16 protein-coding genes are annotated in these 14,766 nt (G+C 68.5%); 12 read left to right on the top strand and 4 right to left on the bottom strand.

Annotated features, from left to right (window positions below):
- Positions 1 to 4: 4 nt before the first annotated feature.
- Both ACSVDD_RS03015 and argE read right to left on the bottom strand, forming a co-directional pair.
- Positions 5 to 823, bottom strand: coding sequence for a 4-helix bundle domain-containing protein (locus tag ACSVDD_RS03015; RefSeq protein WP_448187805.1), 819 nt, complete (start codon positions 821 to 823; stop codon positions 5 to 7).
- 103 nt (positions 824 to 926) lie between these two features.
- Complete coding sequence (argE, locus tag ACSVDD_RS03010; protein WP_448187804.1) at positions 927 to 2,075, bottom strand: acetylornithine deacetylase; 1,149 nt, start codon at positions 2,073 to 2,075, stop codon at positions 927 to 929.
- Between the two features lie 328 nt (positions 2,076 to 2,403).
- On the opposite strand from argE, the gene urtA reads away from it, so the two are divergent.
- The 12 genes from urtA to ureG all read left to right on the top strand — a co-directional run bounded on the left by urtA (position 2,404) and on the right by ureG (position 13,318).
- Positions 2,404 to 3,675 carry an urea ABC transporter substrate-binding protein gene (urtA, locus tag ACSVDD_RS03005; protein ID WP_448188501.1) on the top strand — a complete coding sequence of 424 codons (1,272 nt, stop codon included), beginning with the start codon at positions 2,404 to 2,406 and terminating at the stop codon, positions 3,673 to 3,675.
- A gap of 149 nt (positions 3,676 to 3,824) precedes the next feature.
- A complete protein-coding gene (gene urtB / locus ACSVDD_RS03000) occupies positions 3,825 to 5,441 on the top strand; it encodes an urea ABC transporter permease subunit UrtB (RefSeq protein ID WP_448187803.1) in 1,617 nt (538 codons plus the stop codon).
- Between the two features lie 2 nt (positions 5,442 to 5,443).
- Positions 5,444 to 6,580, top strand: a complete 1,137-nt coding sequence (urtC, locus tag ACSVDD_RS02995) for an urea ABC transporter permease subunit UrtC (RefSeq protein WP_448187802.1) — start codon at positions 5,444 to 5,446, stop codon at positions 6,578 to 6,580.
- A 19-nt stretch (positions 6,581 to 6,599) separates the two neighbouring features.
- On the top strand, positions 6,600 to 7,382 hold the full coding sequence (gene urtD, locus ACSVDD_RS02990; protein ID WP_448188500.1) for an urea ABC transporter ATP-binding protein UrtD: 783 nt from the start codon (positions 6,600 to 6,602) through the stop codon (positions 7,380 to 7,382).
- A 4-nt stretch (positions 7,383 to 7,386) separates the two neighbouring features.
- A complete protein-coding gene (urtE, locus tag ACSVDD_RS02985; RefSeq protein WP_448187801.1) occupies positions 7,387 to 8,082 on the top strand; it encodes an urea ABC transporter ATP-binding subunit UrtE in 696 nt (231 codons plus the stop codon).
- A 10-nt stretch (positions 8,083 to 8,092) separates the two neighbouring features.
- Positions 8,093 to 8,935 carry an urease accessory protein UreD gene (locus ACSVDD_RS02980; RefSeq protein WP_448187800.1) on the top strand — a complete coding sequence of 281 codons (843 nt, stop codon included), beginning with the start codon at positions 8,093 to 8,095 and terminating at the stop codon, positions 8,933 to 8,935.
- A gap of 67 nt (positions 8,936 to 9,002) precedes the next feature.
- Entirely contained in the window at positions 9,003 to 9,305 is a 303-nt protein-coding gene (locus ACSVDD_RS02975; protein ID WP_448187799.1) for an urease subunit gamma, read from the top strand.
- An 11-nt stretch (positions 9,306 to 9,316) separates the two neighbouring features.
- Complete coding sequence (locus ACSVDD_RS02970; RefSeq protein ID WP_448187798.1) at positions 9,317 to 9,622, top strand: urease subunit beta; 306 nt, start codon at positions 9,317 to 9,319, stop codon at positions 9,620 to 9,622.
- 14 nt (positions 9,623 to 9,636) lie between these two features.
- Positions 9,637 to 11,346 carry an urease subunit alpha gene (ureC, locus tag ACSVDD_RS02965; protein WP_448187797.1) on the top strand — a complete coding sequence of 570 codons (1,710 nt, stop codon included), beginning with the start codon at positions 9,637 to 9,639 and terminating at the stop codon, positions 11,344 to 11,346.
- Positions 11,347 to 11,353: 7 nt separating this feature from the next.
- A complete protein-coding gene (gene ureE / locus ACSVDD_RS02960; RefSeq protein WP_448187796.1) occupies positions 11,354 to 11,809 on the top strand; it encodes an urease accessory protein UreE in 456 nt (151 codons plus the stop codon).
- Positions 11,810 to 12,077: 268 nt separating this feature from the next.
- Positions 12,078 to 12,674: an urease accessory protein UreF gene (locus ACSVDD_RS02955; protein WP_448187795.1), complete on the top strand. Its 597-nt coding sequence runs from the start codon at positions 12,078 to 12,080 to the stop codon at positions 12,672 to 12,674.
- On the top strand, positions 12,671 to 13,318 hold the full coding sequence (gene ureG / locus ACSVDD_RS02950) for an urease accessory protein UreG (RefSeq protein WP_448187794.1): 648 nt from the start codon (positions 12,671 to 12,673) through the stop codon (positions 13,316 to 13,318). Before ACSVDD_RS02955 ends, ureG begins: the two co-directional genes overlap by 4 nt.
- Before the next feature lie 19 nt (positions 13,319 to 13,337).
- Here the strand turns inward: ureG and ACSVDD_RS02945 are convergent, their stop codons facing one another.
- A complete protein-coding gene (locus tag ACSVDD_RS02945) occupies positions 13,338 to 13,673 on the bottom strand; it encodes a hypothetical protein (protein ID WP_448187793.1) in 336 nt (111 codons plus the stop codon).
- 60 nt (positions 13,674 to 13,733) lie between these two features.
- Entirely contained in the window at positions 13,734 to 14,738 is a 1,005-nt protein-coding gene (locus tag ACSVDD_RS02940; RefSeq protein WP_448187792.1) for a BON domain-containing protein, read from the bottom strand.
- Positions 14,739 to 14,766: the final 28 nt, after the last annotated feature.

Raw genomic sequence — 14,766 nt, 5'->3', positions numbered from 1 at the left:
TACCTCAGCGGAAGGCGGGGGCGAGCTTTTCGATCTCGGCCACCATGTCGTAGAGACCTTTCGCCGAGGTTACCGGCTGCTGCGGCGGCACGGCGGCCGGGTAGGCGTTCTGCACGGCGTCGAGTTGCCGTGCGACCTTGGCGAAGGCGTCGGCGTTCTTCGCCTTCAGCGCCTTGGCGTGCTGGTCCAGGTGGGCGCGGGCGGCCCAGACGAAGCCGCGGGAGTCCTGGTACTCCACCGCGTTGGCGATGGTCTCACCAGCGAAGCTCTCCTTGTACTCCTCCACCGACTGGACCAGCACCATGGCCGTGGTGTCCATGACGAAGGCGGCGTTGTCGGTGACCTTGCGGCCGGGCTTGGCGAGCGCCGCGTCGATGGCGCGCACGACCTCGTCCTGCTTGGCGAAGACCTTGGCGGCGGGCTTCTTCTGCTTGACCATCTGGTAGAGCTGGTTCAGAGGCGTCTCGAACGAGGCGATCTTGCGCTTGGTCAGCTCGGGCTTGATGAGGCCGTAGATCTCCTCGCTGGGGTGCAGGTAGTGGGGGACGGCGTCGTCGGGGCGGTTCTGCGTGTACAGTTCCTTGCCGACCAGCAGGTGGCCCTTGATCATCAGCAGCCGCCCGACCAGCGCCTGATCGGCCGGCGCGTCGGTGAACACGTCCTGCTCCTTCTTCTCTTCCTCCGCACCGGCCGGGGCGGCGGCGGAATGGTCATGACCGTGAGTCTCGGCGGCGAATGCGGGGGCGGCGGCACCGAATGCCAGCAGCGCCAGGGCCGCGACGGCGGAGCGGGTCTTCATCAGTGAGGTGTTCATCGTTGCCATGACCTCTCGTGGGGGCTCATACCTCCTTTGATAATGCGAGTAATTTGCAATTGCAATACGGAACCGTGCGGCGAGGTCTCATAGGTTGGGCCGGCGGCCCAGCCTACGAAAGCCGCTTGATCAGGTCGCGCAGGAAGCGCTCGCAGGCGGTGACCTGGGCGATGTCGATGAATTCGTTGGGCTGGTGGGCTTGGTCGATGGAGCCCGGTCCGCAGATCACCGTGGAGAAGCCGGCTTCCTGGAACTGCCCGGCCTCGGCGGCATAGGACACCACGGCGGTGTCGTTGCGGCCCGTGAGCGCGTGGCAGAGCTGTGCGGCCACGCCGTCCGGTTCCGGGGCCAGACCGGGGACGCCGGCCAGAACTTCCGTGACGATGGCGCATTCCGGGGAGATTGCCTGCATCTCCGGCAGCAGCGTGCCGCAGAACGCCTGGAAACGCTCCAGATAGGTCTTCCAGTCCTCGCCGTTGACCGTGCGGATGTCCCACAGGAACTCGCAGCGCTTCGCCATGATGTTCAGCGCCGTGCCGCCCTGGATGGTGCCGACGTGCAGCGTGGTGTAGGGCGGGTCGAAGGGCGAGGCCGGGTCGGCGTCGGCCTTGTTCTGCGCCATCATGTCGGCGATGAAGGTCGCCAGCCGTGCCGCGATCATCACCGCGCTGACGCCGCGGTTGACTTGGCTGGAGTGCACCTCGTGCCCGGTCACCGTCGTGCGCAGCGCGTAGCAGCCCTTGTGCGCCAGCACCACGCCCATGCTGGTGGGCTCGCCGACGATGACGGCGCTGGGGCGCGGCAGGTCGCGCACGAGGCGCTCGATCATGTGGGGGGCGCCGAAGCAGCCGATCTCCTCGTCGTAGGACAGCGCCAGATGGATCGGGCGCTTCATGCCGGCGGCGAGCATCTCCGGCACCAAGGCCAGGGCGACGGCGGAGAAGCTTTTCATGTCGGCGGTGCCGCGGCCGTACAGGCGGCCGTCGCGCTCGACCAGCGTGAAGGGATCGGTGTCCCAGGCCTGCCCGTCCACCGGCACCACGTCGGTGTGGCCGGACAGCACGATTCCGCCCTCGGCTGAAGGGCCGATGGTGGCGAACAGGTTCGCCTTGCTGCCGTCGTCGTTGGGAACCAGCCGGCTGTCGACGCCGAACCCCTCCAGATACTCCCTGACCCAGTCGATGAGGGCCATGTTGGAGCGGCGCGATACCGTGTCGAAGCCTACCAGCCGGGCGATCATGTTGCGTGAGGTGTCGTCCAAAACCCTGCCCCGCCTGTCCTTGTCGCCGGAACAATGTCGGGGACGAACGGCGGGAGTCAAACGGCTCGACGCGCGGGCGCCCGTCTCGCCCTGATCCGCGCCTGCACACGAATGCGTAAAATGTATGCAGTTGGCTGGCGCGGGATTGGGCGTGCTCAATAATGGTGCATTCCGCAGCGGTCCGCCGCCGCTCGCTCGTGCGGCAAACATCAGCGTCGGCAGGCTTTTTCCGCGGCAAGCGCGCTTGGCACCGCATTTGCGAATGCTTCGGTCCGTAAAGCGAACCCGGCAAAAAAAGGGGAGACTTATGGGCATCAAAGCGCTTGCGATGAAGGGGATGGTTGCGGGCTGTGCACTGGCCGCGGGCTTGTTCGCCGCGACGGCGGCTCAGGCGGCGGACCCGATCAAGATCGGCGTCCTGCACTCGCTGTCCGGCACCATGGCGATCAGCGAGACGACGCTGAAGGACACCGTCCTGATGATGGTGGACGACATCAACAAGAAGGGCGGTCTGCTCGGCCGCAAGGTCGAGGCGGTGGTGGTCGATCCGGCCTCCAACTGGCCGCTGTTCGCCGAAAAGGCGCGCGAGCTGATCCAGAAGGACAAGGTCGCCGTGGTGTTCGGCTGCTGGACCTCGGTCAGCCGCAAGTCGGTGCTGCCGGTCTTCGAGGAGATGAACAACCTGCTGTTCTACCCCGTGCAGTACGAGGGTGAGGAGTCCTCGCGCAACGTCTTCTACACCGGCGCGGCGCCGAACCAGCAGGCGATCCCGGCGGTTGATTATCTGATGGGCGCGGAGGGCGGCTCCGCCAAGCGCTGGGTTCTGGCCGGCACCGACTACGTCTATCCGCGCACGACCAACAAGATCCTCGAGGCGTACCTGATCTCGAAGGGCGTGCCCAAAGACGACATCATGATCAACTACACGCCGTTCGGGCACTCCGACTGGCAGACGATCGTCGCCGACATCAAGAAGTTTGCCTCGGCCGGCAAGAAGACGGCGGTGGTCTCCACCATCAACGGCGACGCCAACGTGCCGTTCTATAAGGAACTGGCGAACCAGGGCATCAAGGCGACCGACATCCCGGTCGTCGCCTTCTCGGTCGGTGAGGAAGAACTGGCCGGCATCGACACCAAGAACCTCGTCGGGCATCTGGCCGCCTGGAACTACTTCCAGTCGGTGGACACGGCCGAGAACGACGCCTTCATCAAGCAATGGCGCGCGTTCATCAAGAATGACAAGCGCGTGACCAACGACCCGATGGAGGCCACCTACATCGGCTTCAAGATGTGGACGCAAGCGGTCCAGCAGGCCGGCACCACGGACGTGGACGCGGTGCGTCAGGCCATGTACGGCCAGAAGGTGCGCTCGCCGTCGGGCTACGACATCGTGATGAACACCAACCACCACCTGTCGAAGCCGGTGATGATCGGCGAGATCCAGTCGAACGGCCAGTTCCAGATCGTCAACCAGACGAAGAACGCCATCAAGGCCGACGCCTGGAGCCCGTTCATCCCGGAAAGCGCCAAGCTGACCGCCGACTGGACCTATCCGTGGGTCTGCGGCAACTGCGCCGAGCCGAAGTACGGCAAGAAGTAAGGGCGCGTCGGAACCCTCTCCCGTCCCGGGAGAGGGTGGCCGCGCAGCGGCCGGGTGAGGGTGCCGTCGAGGATCCGTACAGGCTCCGCAGCGGTACCCCCACCCCGACCCTCCCCCGGGGCGGGGGAGGGAGAAGAAGGGACCCCACCATGCCGCTTAACCGCCTGCTGTCCGCGCTCTGTCTTGCCCTGAGTTTGCTGAGCACCCCCGCCCGCGCCGACGACGCCGCGTTCTCCGCCGCGCTGTCCGGCCTCGCCGGTGAGGGATTCTCGGAGAAGGCCGCCGCCGCCGAACGCCTCGCCGACACCGGCGACGCGCGCGCGCTGGGCGTGCTCCAGGCCATGGAGACCGGCGCGCTGTTCGTGCGCAAGGACGATGGCAAGCTGGTGACGGGCGCGGTGAACGGGCGCGAGGTGACCATCACCGACCCGCTGACCGGCGCTGCGCTCGGCACCGTCGCCAGCCGCGACCTGTCCAAGATCACCGTGAACAACGCGCTGCGCAGCGCGATTTCCGCCGCCATCGGCCGCCTCGACCTGACCTCGCCGGACCCGGCGCGCCGCCTGAGCGCGGTGGAGAGCATGGCGCGCAACGCCACCCCGGAAACTGCCGGAAAACTGCGCGAAGCCCTAGCCCGCGAGACCGATCCCAGCGTCAAGGCGGTGATCGCCCAGGCCTTCGCCCGCACCGCGCTCGCCAGCCCCGACCCCGCCGAGCGGCTGAAGGCCGTCGAAGACCTCGGCTCCGTACAGACCACCGAGACGCGCACGCTGGTGGCGCCGCTCGCAAAGGACCCGGACGCCAAGGTGCGTGCCGCCGCGGAAGCCCTGGTCTCGTCCATCGAGCGGCGCGAGACGCTGGTGTCCGGTGCGCTGACGCTGTTCCAGGGGCTGAGCCTGGGGTCGGTGCTGCTGCTGGGGGCGGTCGGGTTGGCCATCACCTTCGGCGTGATGGGCGTCATCAACATGGCGCACGGCGAGATGATCATGCTCGGCGCCTACACCGCCTTCGTGGTGCAGGAGGCGTTCCGCGCCTTCCTGCCGCCGGGCGTGTTCGGGCTGTACCTGATCGTCTCCATCCCCGCGGCGTTTCTGGTAGCCGGCGCCATCGGCGTGGCGCTGGAGCGCGGCATCATCCGCTTCCTCTACGGCCGGCCGCTGGAGACCATGCTGGCGACCTGGGGCATTTCGCTGATGCTTCAGCAGGTCGTGCGCTCGATCTTCGGCGCGCCCAACAAGGAGGTCGCCAACCCCGCCTGGATGACCGGTGCTTGGGAAGCCATGCCCGGCCTCGTGCTGACCTGGAACCGCATCGCCATCGTGGTCTTCGCGCTGGGGGTGCTGGGCGCGCTGGCGGCGACGCTGCGCTACACCAGCCTCGGTTTGCAGATGCGCGCGGTGACGCAGAACCGGCCGATGGCCGCCAGCATGGGCATCCGCACGGGCTGGGTGGACGCGCTGACCTTCGGGCTCGGGTCCGGCATCGCCGGGGTGGCCGGCGTGGCGCTGTCCCAGGTCGGCAACGTCAGCCCGAACCTCGGGCAGGGCTACATCGTCGACGCCTTCATGGTGGTGGTGTTCGGCGGGGTGGGAAGCCTGTGGGGCGTGCTGGCCGGGGCGCTGAGCCTGGGCGTGGTCAACAAGATCCTGGAACCCTATGCCGGCGCCATGCTCGGCAAGATCCTGGTGCTGGTCTTCATCATCCTGTTCATCCAGAAGCGCCCGCGCGGCCTGTTCGCCCTCAAGGGCCGCGCGGCGGAGGCATAAAGATGGGACCGTTGACCTCACGTCTTCTCGCACTCGAATCCCGCCGCGGCTGGTCGGTGTTCATGGGCCTGCTGGTGGTGGCCGCGGTGCTGGTACCGGTGCTGCACCTGTACGCGCCGCCGGACTCCGTGTTCCACGTGCCGGCCTACATGGTCAGCCTGCTCGGCAAGTATTTGTGCTACGCCCTGCTGGCGCTCAGCCTCGATCTGGTGTGGGGGTATGCCGGGGCGCTGTCGTTGGGCCACGGGGCGTTCTTCGCGCTGGGCGGCTATGGCATGGGCATGTACCTGATGCGGCAGATCGGCACCCGCGGCGTCTACGGCAACGCCAACCTGCCGGACTTCATGGTGTTCCTGAACTGGAAGGAGTTGCCCTGGTACTGGTGGGGCTTCGACAACCCGGTCTGGGCGCTGCTGATGGTCATGGCCGTGCCGGGGGTGCTGGCCTTCGTGATGGGCTGGTTCGCGTTCCGGTCCCGCATCAACGGCGTCTACTTCTCGATCATCACGCAGGCGATGACCTTCGCGCTGATGCTCGCCTTCTTCCGCAACGAGATGGGCTTCGGCGGCAACAACGGCCTGACCGACTTCAAGGAAATCATCGGTTTCCCCATGCAGTCGACGGGGATGCGCGTCGGCCTCTACGTGGCGTCGGCGCTGCTGCTGGCGGCGGGGTATCTGGCGGCGCGCTTCATCGTGGCGTCGAAGCTCGGCCGCGTGCTGATGGCGATCCGCGACGCCGAGAGCCGGGTGCGGTTCCTCGGCTACGACGTGACGGCGGCCAAGCTGTTCGTCTTCACCGTCTCGGCGGTGCTGGCGGGGCTGGCCGGGGCGCTGTACGTGCCGCAGGTCGGCATCATCAACCCGTCTGAGTTCTCGGCGGCCAACTCCATCGAGGTGGCGATCTGGGTGGCGGTCGGCGGGCGCGGCACGCTGGTGGGCTCGATCCTCGGCGCCTTCGCGGTGAACGGGGCCAAGAGCTACTTCACCGGGGCGGCGCCGGAGATCTGGCTGTTCTTCCTGGGCGGCCTGTTCATCCTGGTAACCCTGTTCATGCCCAAGGGGCTGATGGGCCTCGCTGCCCAGCTGCGCGACAAGCTCAAGGGAGGCGTCCGGGTGGCGCAGAACCGCAATGCGTGACGACACCTCGACCCTGTCCATGGCCGAGCCGGGCTACGGCATGGCCGGCGACCCGCACCCGGCGCACGGCTCGATCCTGTACCTCGACGGCGTGAGCGTCGCCTTCGACGGGTTCCGGGCGATCAACAATCTCAGTCTGGTTTTGCGGCCGGGCGAACTGCGCACCATCATCGGCCCGAACGGCGCCGGCAAAACGACGATGATGGACATCGTCACCGGCAAGACCAAGCCGGACAAGGGCGACGTGCTGTTCGACGGCGGCGTCGATCTGACCAGGCTCGACGAGACGCGCATCGCCAACCTGGGGATAGGCCGCAAGTTCCAGAAGCCCACGGTGTTCGAGCACCTGACCGTATTCGAGAACCTGGAACTGGCGCTGAAGTGCGACCGCCGCACCATGAAGACGCTGTTCTTCCTGCTGCAATCCGAACAGGCGCGCCGCATCGACGAGGTGGTCGGCCTGATCCGCCTCGGCGACCGCTTGGGCGCGCCGGCCGGGGCGCTCAGCCACGGGCAGAAGCAATGGCTGGAAATCGGCATGCTGCTGATGCAGGAGCCCAAGCTGGTCCTGCTGGACGAGCCGGTGGCCGGCATGACCGACGCCGAGACCGAACGCACCGCCGACCTGATCCTGGAGATCAACCGCGACCGCTCGGTCGTGGTGGTCGAGCACGACATGGAGTTCGTGCGCCGGCTGGGTGCGAAAGTGACGGTGCTGCACGAGGGCTCGGTGCTGGCCGAGGGCTCGCTGGACACGGTGAAGGCCGACCAGCGGGTGATCGAAGTCTATCTGGGGCGGTGAACACATGCTGACCGTCGAGAACGTGCATCTCTACTACGGCGCCAGCCACGCGTTGCGCGGGGTGTCGCTGGAGGCGCCCAAGGGGGCGGTGACCTGCCTGCTGGGCCGCAACGGCGTCGGCAAGACCAGCACCCTGCGCGCCATCATGGGGCTGGAGTCCGCCCGTTCGGGGCGCATCACCTGGGAAGGGCAGGACATCGCCAAGCTCCCGACGCCCGAGCGCGCCCGGCGCGGCATCGCCTTCGTGCCGCAGGGCCGCGAGATCTTCCCGCGCCTGACCGTGCTGGAGAACTTGCAGACCGGCTTCGCACCGCTGCCCAAGGCGCAACGCTCGATCCCAGAGGAGATCTTCGAGCTGTTCCCCGTGCTGAAGGACATGCTGCACCGACGCGGCGGCGATCTGTCGGGCGGGCAGCAGCAGCAGTTGGCTATCGGCCGCGCGCTGGTGACGCGCCCGCGCCTGCTGATCCTCGACGAGCCGACCGAAGGCATCCAGCCCTCGATCATCAAGCTGATCGAGCAGGTGATCCGCATGCTGGGGGAACGCGGCGACATGGCGATCCTGCTGGTCGAGCAGTATTTCGAGTTCGCCCGCGACCTTGCCGACCGCTTTGCCGTGATGGACCGTGGTGAGATCGTGCTTGCCGGAATTGCCGCCGACATGGTCGAGTCCGACGTGCGCCGCCACTTGACCGTCTGAGGCCGCCCCTTTGGCCGTTGCCGTCCTGCCCAAACGCCTGACCATCCACGGTCGCGCCGACGTTGCGTTCGACGCCGCGTCGGGCACCACGCGCCTGCGCGACTTGTACCACACCGACCCGCTGCGGCTGCTGTTCCCCAATCCGGGGGCCGGCGATCCACCGACCGCGGTGGTGGTGACCACGTCGGGCGGGCTGGTCGGCGGCGACCGGCTGGAGGTCGCGGCATCGGTGGGCGCGGGTGCGAGCGCGCTGGTCACCGCGCAGGCCGCGGAGAAGATCTACCGCTCGACCGGCGCCGACGTGCGCTTCGACGTGCGGCTGACGGTGGGCGACGGCGGCTGGCTGGAGTGGCTGCCGCAGGAAACCATCCTGTTCGACGGCGCCCGCCTGCGACGCAGCACGTGCGCGGAGGTGGCGGGCTCCGGCCGCTTGCTGGCCGGGGAGTCGCTGGTGTTCGGCCGCATCGCGCGGGGGGAGCGCTTTACCCAGGGCTTGGCGCGGGATGCCTGGGAGGTTCGCCGTGACGGGCGGCTGGTGTGGGCGGACGCGCTGCATCTGGACGGCGATGTGGCGGCGGTGCTCGACCATCCCGCGGGCTTTGCGGGAGCAACGGCGTACGGCACCATCGTGTACGTGGGCAAGGACGCGGCGGACCGGCTGGACGGCGCCCGCACGCTGCTGGAGGATTTGGCTCCGCACGCCGGGGCGACGGTGCTTGGCGAGGTGCTGGTGATCCGGCTGCTGGGGTGCGACGCGCACCGGCTGCGCAACGATTTCGGCCGCGTCTGGGCGGGGTTGCGGGCGGAACTCGCCGGTTTGCCGGCGCGCCTGCCGCGGCTGTGGCATGTGTAGGTGCTTTTATTCACCGGCATCCCCGCCTGCGCGGGGATGACGAAAAAAGAAACGAGGGGGAACGGGGATGAACCTGACACCGCGGGAAAAGGACAAGCTGCTGGTCGCCATGGCGGCCATCGTCGCGCGCCGTCGCCTGGAGCGCGGCGTCAAGCTCAACCATCCCGAGGCGGTGGCGCTGATCACCGACTTCGTGGTCGAGGGCGCCCGCGACGGCAAGTCCGTAGCCGAGCTGATGCGCGACGGCGCCTCCGTGCTGACCCGCGAACAGGTCATGGAGGGCATTCCCGAGATGATCCACGACATCCAGGTCGAGGCCACCTTCCCGGACGGCACCAAGCTCGTCACCGTCCACAACCCGATCCGCTGAGGAGCCCTCCCATGATCCCCGGCGAAATCATCACCGCCCCCGGCGAGATCGAGCTGAACGCCGGCCGTCCGACGGTCACGCTCGACGTCGCCAACACCGGCGACCGGCCGATCCAGGTCGGCTCGCACTACCATTTCTTCGAGACCAATGAGGCGCTGTCCTTCGACCGCGCCCAGGCCCGCGGCCACCGCCTGGACATCCCCGCCGGCACCGCGGTGCGCTTCGAGCCGGGGCAGACGCGCACGGTCACGCTGGTCGCCTACGCCGGCAACCGGGTGGTGCACGGCTTCAACGGCAAGATCAGCGGCGCTCTGTAGAGGGGGACGGAACCATGGCTCATCGCATCGAGCGCGCCGAGTACGCCGCGCACTACGGCCCGACCACCGGCGACCGCGTGCGCCTCGCCGACACCGATCTCATCATCGAGGTCGAGCACGACCACACCCTCTACGGCGAGGAGGTGAAGTTCGGCGGCGGCAAGGTGATCCGCGACGGCATGGGGCAGGGGCAGGCGACCTGCGCCGAGGGGGCGGTGGACACCGTCATCACCAACGCGCTGATCCTCGATCACTGGGGCATCGTCAAGGCCGACATTGGGTTGAGGGACGGCCGCATCGCCGGCATCGGCAAGGCCGGCAACCCCGACGTGCAATCGGGCGTCACCATCGTGATCGGTCCCGGCACCGAGATCATCGCCGGTGAGGGCAAGATCATCACCGCGGGCGGCATCGACGCCCACATCCACTTCATCTGCCCGCAGCAGGTGGACGAGGCGCTGTATTCCGGCGTCACCACCATGCTGGGCGGCGGCACCGGCCCGGCCGCCGGGACCAACGCCACCACCTGCACGCCCGGCCCGTGGCACATGGCGCGCATGCTCCAGGCCGCCGAGGGGCTGCCGATCAACCTCGGTTTCTTCGGCAAGGGCAACGCCAGCCGGCCGGACGCGCTGGTCGAGCAGATCGTCGCCGGGGCCTGCGGCCTCAAGCTGCACGAGGACTGGGGCACCACGCCCAAGGCCATCGACACCTGCCTGACCGTCGCCGACCAGCACGACGTGCAAGTCGCCATCCACACCGACACGCTGAACGAGTCCGGATTCGTCGAGAACACCATCGCGGCGTTCCGGGGGCGCACCATCCACGCCTTCCACACCGAGGGGGCCGGCGGCGGTCACGCGCCGGATATCATCAAGGTGGCGGGCTTGCCCAACGTTCTGCCGTCGTCCACCAACCCGACGCGGCCGTTCACCATCAACACGGTGGACGAGCATCTCGACATGCTGATGGTCTGCCACCACCTCAGCCCGCGCATCCCCGAGGACGTGGCCTTCGCCGAGAGCCGCATCCGCCGCGAGACCATCGCGGCCGAGGACATCCTGCACGATCTGGGCGTGTTCTCCATGCTGTCGTCCGACAGTCAGGCCATGGGCCGGGTCGGCGAGGTGGTGATCCGCACGTGGCAGACCGCGCACAAGATGAAAGTGCAGCGGGGGCGGTTGCCTGCGGAGACGGGAGAGAACGACAATCTCAGGGTGAAGCGCTACGTCGCCAAGTACACCATAAACCCGGCGCTGGCGCACGGCATCGCGAGCCAAGTCGGTTCGGTGGAGGTGGGCAAGCTGGCGGATCTGGTGGTGTGGTCGCCGGCCTTCTTCGGGGTGAAGCCGGACATGGTGCTGAAGTGCGGCACCATCGCCGCCGCACCCATGGGCGACCCGAACGCGTCCATCCCGACGCCGCAGCCGGTGCATTACCGCCCGATGTTCGGCGCGCTGGGCAAGGCGATGCAGGCCAGTTCGGTGACCTTCGTCAGCGCCGCCGCGCTGGATCTGGGGGTGGGGGAGCGGTTGGGGTTGTCGCGCCAACTGCTGGCGGTGCGCGGTTGCCGGACGGTGAACAAGGCGAGCATGATCCACAACAGCGCGACGCCGGACATCGAGGTCGATCCGGAGACGTACGAGGTGCGCGCCGATGGCGAGCTGCTGATCTGCGAACCGGCCGCCGTGCTGCCGATGGCGCAGCGCTACTTCCTGTTCTGAGGCCGTGATGATGAGACGTGCGACGGGTGTGCAGGCGGCCGGCACTTGGCCCGAGGGTGAGGCTGTCGGTAGCGTCACGCTGACCTACGACGACCGCTTTCGCCGCCGGGTGCGGCTGACCGACGATGCGGGGGAGGCGTTCCTGCTCGACCTCGCCCGCGCGCAGGTGCTGAACGAGGGGGATGGGCTGGAGTTGGAAGGCGGCGGCTGGCTGCGGGTGCGTGCCGCGCCGGAACGGCTGGCCGAGGTGCACTGCCACGGCGAGGGCGAGCTGGCGCGGGTGGCCTGGCACTTGGGCAACCGGCACTTGCCGGTGGAGATCGGCAACGGTGTGGTACGGCTGCGTTGGGATCACGTGATCGTGGACATGCTGCATGGGCTGGGCGCGCACGTGCATGAGGTGCAGGCGCCGTTCACGCCGGAGAGCGGGGCGTACAGTGGTGGTCATGGCCATGAGCATTGAAAACCCTCTCCCGCCCCGGGAGAGGGGGGCCGGCGCCAGCCGGCCGGGTGAGGGTGCGTCCAAGGATCCTTGCGGTACCCTCACCCGGCGCCTCGCGGCGCCACCCTCTCCCGGGGCTCCCGGCGGATCTTCGATCCGCCTGACGCCGTCAGCGCAAACTTCGTTTGCGCGAGAGGCGGGAGAGGGGAATCTGCTCCGTCTCCTCGCGTGGCTGAGTCCGTCGTTTCCCATCGGTGGCTACACCTACTCGCACGGCGTCGAGCGCGCGGTGGACGTTGGCTTCGTCCACGACCGCGCCACCCTCACCGACTGGATCGCCGCCATCCTGGAGCACGGCGCCGGCCGCACCGATGCGGTGCTGTTCGCCGCGGCCCACCGGGCGGTCAGCGACGGCGACGAACCCGCCTTCGTCTGGGCGCTGGAACGCGCCGACGTTCTGCGCGCCAGCCGCGAAACTGCGCTGGAATCCTCGGCTCAGGGCAAGGCGTTCCTCTCCACCGTCACCGCCGCGTGGCCGCTCCCCGGCCTGGAGCATTGGTCGGCGATCATCGAAGCCGAAGCCCGCGCCCCCGCCCACGCCGTTTCCGTCGCCCTGTGCTCCGCGCTTGCCGGGATTCCGCACGGCCAAGCCCTCGCCGGGTTCCTGCACGCCATCGCAGCGAACCTTGTTTCGGCGGGGGTGCGCCTCGTGCCGCTCGGCCAGACCGATGGGCAACGCGCGCTGGCGGCCCTGGAACCCATCGTCGCCACCCTCGCCCAATGGGCCGAGACCGCATCCCTCGACGACCTCGGCAGCCGCGCGCCGATGGTCGATTGGACCTCCATGACCCACGAAAACCAGTACACGAGGTTGTTCCGCTCATGACGCCCACCGCCGCCCCGATCACCAAGAGCCACTCCGGACCGTTGCGCGTCGGCATCGGCGGGCCGGTCGGCTCGGGCAAGACCGCGCTCACCGACGCCCTGTGCAAGCGCATGCGGGAGGGGTGGGAAGCCGCCGCCATCACCAACGACATCTACACCAAGGAGGATGCGCAATTCCTCACCCGCTCCGGCGCGCTGGCGCCCGAGCGCATCATGGGAGTGGAGACCGGCGGCTGCCCGCACACGGCGATCCGTGAGGACGCCTCCATCAACCTCGCCGCGGTGGACGAGATGGTGCGGCGCTTCCCCAACCTCGACGTGATCTTCATCGAGTCGGGCGGCGACAACCTCGCCGCGACCTTTTCGCCGGAACTGGCGGACATCACGATCTACGTCATCGATGTGTCGGCCGGCGACAAGATCCCGCGCAAGGGCGGGCCGGGCATCACGCGCTCCGACCTGCTGGTGATCAACAAGATCGACCTCGCCCCCCTGGTCGGCGCCAGTCTGGAGGTGATGGAGCGCGATTCGAAGACCATGCGCGGCGAGCGGCCGTTCCTGTTCTCCAACCTGAAGACCGGGCAGGGGCTGGACGAGATCATCAACTTCGTCATCACCGCCGGCGGCCTGCCGGAGCCGGGCTGACGCTCGGCCGGAGCGCTCCCTAGCGGTTGTCGCCCCCGCAGTCCGGCGTGCCGGGTGGGCAATGGGAGCCGGTCGCCATCTGACTGGCGCGCGGCGACACACCGGATTCGCCCTGGTCCGGGAGGCGATGGTCGCTGGGGCTGTTCGGCGTGTAGCCGGCGGGCGGCAGCACCGCCGTACCGGGCGAGTAGATCGTCGTGGTCGTGGTGGTGGTCGTCGTGGACGAACCGGCCAGCGGCGGCGCCGTGCGGCCATCCCAGTTGGTGGCGGCGGACGAAGAACTCAGGTCCGCGGCGGCGGCACCGCCGGCGGCCAGGATCAACGACGTTACGGTGCCGATCAGAATTGTACGCATCGTTTCTCTCCATCCTGAAAAGGGCGGCCGGGGGAACCGATCCCCCGGCCACCGGGTGCCTCAGGTGCGTGTCTTGTCACCGGTGCGCGTGGTTGCGCCGACGGCCCCGCCGGCCGCCGTCGTCCCGCTTGTGGTGCTGCCGGTCCCGCTGCCGCCCATACCGGCCATGGCGCTGGCGCCGGCCGCGGTTCCAGTACCGGAGCTGCTGCCCGTGCTGATTCCGCTGGACTGGCGGACGCGCAGGTTGTTCTGCACGTGGGTGACGCCGGAAACCGCCTCGGCGACGTCCTCGGCGCGGCGCTTGGCGCTGCGGTGCTCGACGTGGCCGGTCAGGGTCACTTCGCCGTTGTTCACCGAGATGTCGATGTCGGACGCATCGACGTACGGGTCGTCGGTCAGACGGTCGCTGACATCCTCGCGGATGCGGTCGTCCGAGCGCGTGTAGCCGCGTGGGCCGCGCCCGCGGTGGCTGCGTTGCTCGTCCATGCGCCGCCGCCGCTCGGCATCGTCGTCGCCGAACCAGGAAGCGACCTCGTCGCCGGCCTTCTCCAGCCAGCCGCGATCCTCCCGGCCGCCGCGTCCCCTCCAATCGCTGCGTTCAGACCGCTCGCGCCCGTAATCGCGCCCGTAGCTGCTCCCGTAGCTCCCGCCATAGCTGCCGCCGCCGTAGTCGCGGCTGTAGTCGCTGCCGCCGTACCCGCGCTCGCCCATGGAGCGGTCGCGCTCGTAGCCGTAGCTGCGGTCCTCGCCGCCATAGCCGGAACCATAGCCATATCCGCCGCGGCTGCGGTCGTCGTCGCGGTCGTAGTCGCCGCGCGCGTAGCGGCGCATGTCGTCCATCATGCTGCCTGGGTAGTCGGCGCCGCGGTCGCGGGCGCGGCTCTGGCCGTAATCGCGCCCATAATCACGGCTGTAATCGCGGCCCGAGCCGCGCTCGTAGTCCATGTCCTGCCGGTAACCGCTGCCGCTGCCGCTGCCGCGGTACTCGTAGTCGCGGCGCTCATAATCCTGGCTCTCGTCCCTGTCCCGGCGCGACCGGCCGTAGCGATCCTCGTAGTCTCGCATGGCCTCTTTCCTCCATTGGTTGTCAGCT

This window comes from Azospirillum terrae (assembly GCF_053470425.1).
This window is presented reverse-complemented; position numbering and strand designations above follow the sequence as displayed.

Bases quoted from the DNA above. Each gene is read 5' to 3' on its own strand.
- ACSVDD_RS03015 (WP_448187805.1), bottom strand. From the start codon at position 823: ATGGCAACGATGAACACCTCACTGATGAAGACCCGCTCCGCCGTCGCG.
- urtA (WP_448188501.1), top strand. From the start codon at position 2,404: ATGAAGGGGATGGTTGCGGGCTGTGCACTGGCCGCGGGCTTGTTCGCC.
- urtB (WP_448187803.1), top strand. From the start codon at position 3,825: ATGCCGCTTAACCGCCTGCTGTCCGCGCTCTGTCTTGCCCTGAGTTTG.
- urtC (WP_448187802.1), top strand. From the start codon at position 5,444: ATGGGACCGTTGACCTCACGTCTTCTCGCACTCGAATCCCGCCGCGGC.
- urtD (WP_448188500.1), top strand. From the start codon at position 6,600: ATGGCCGAGCCGGGCTACGGCATGGCCGGCGACCCGCACCCGGCGCAC.
- urtE (WP_448187801.1), top strand. From the start codon at position 7,387: ATGCTGACCGTCGAGAACGTGCATCTCTACTACGGCGCCAGCCACGCG.
- ACSVDD_RS02975 (WP_448187799.1), top strand. From the start codon at position 9,003: ATGAACCTGACACCGCGGGAAAAGGACAAGCTGCTGGTCGCCATGGCG.
- ACSVDD_RS02970 (WP_448187798.1), top strand. From the start codon at position 9,317: ATGATCCCCGGCGAAATCATCACCGCCCCCGGCGAGATCGAGCTGAAC.
- ureC (WP_448187797.1), top strand. From the start codon at position 9,637: ATGGCTCATCGCATCGAGCGCGCCGAGTACGCCGCGCACTACGGCCCG.
- ureE (WP_448187796.1), top strand. From the start codon at position 11,354: ATGATGAGACGTGCGACGGGTGTGCAGGCGGCCGGCACTTGGCCCGAG.
- ureG (WP_448187794.1), top strand. From the start codon at position 12,671: ATGACGCCCACCGCCGCCCCGATCACCAAGAGCCACTCCGGACCGTTG.
- ACSVDD_RS02945 (WP_448187793.1), bottom strand. From the start codon at position 13,673: ATGCGTACAATTCTGATCGGCACCGTAACGTCGTTGATCCTGGCCGCC.
- ACSVDD_RS02940 (WP_448187792.1), bottom strand. From the start codon at position 14,738: ATGCGAGACTACGAGGATCGCTACGGCCGGTCGCGCCGGGACAGGGAC.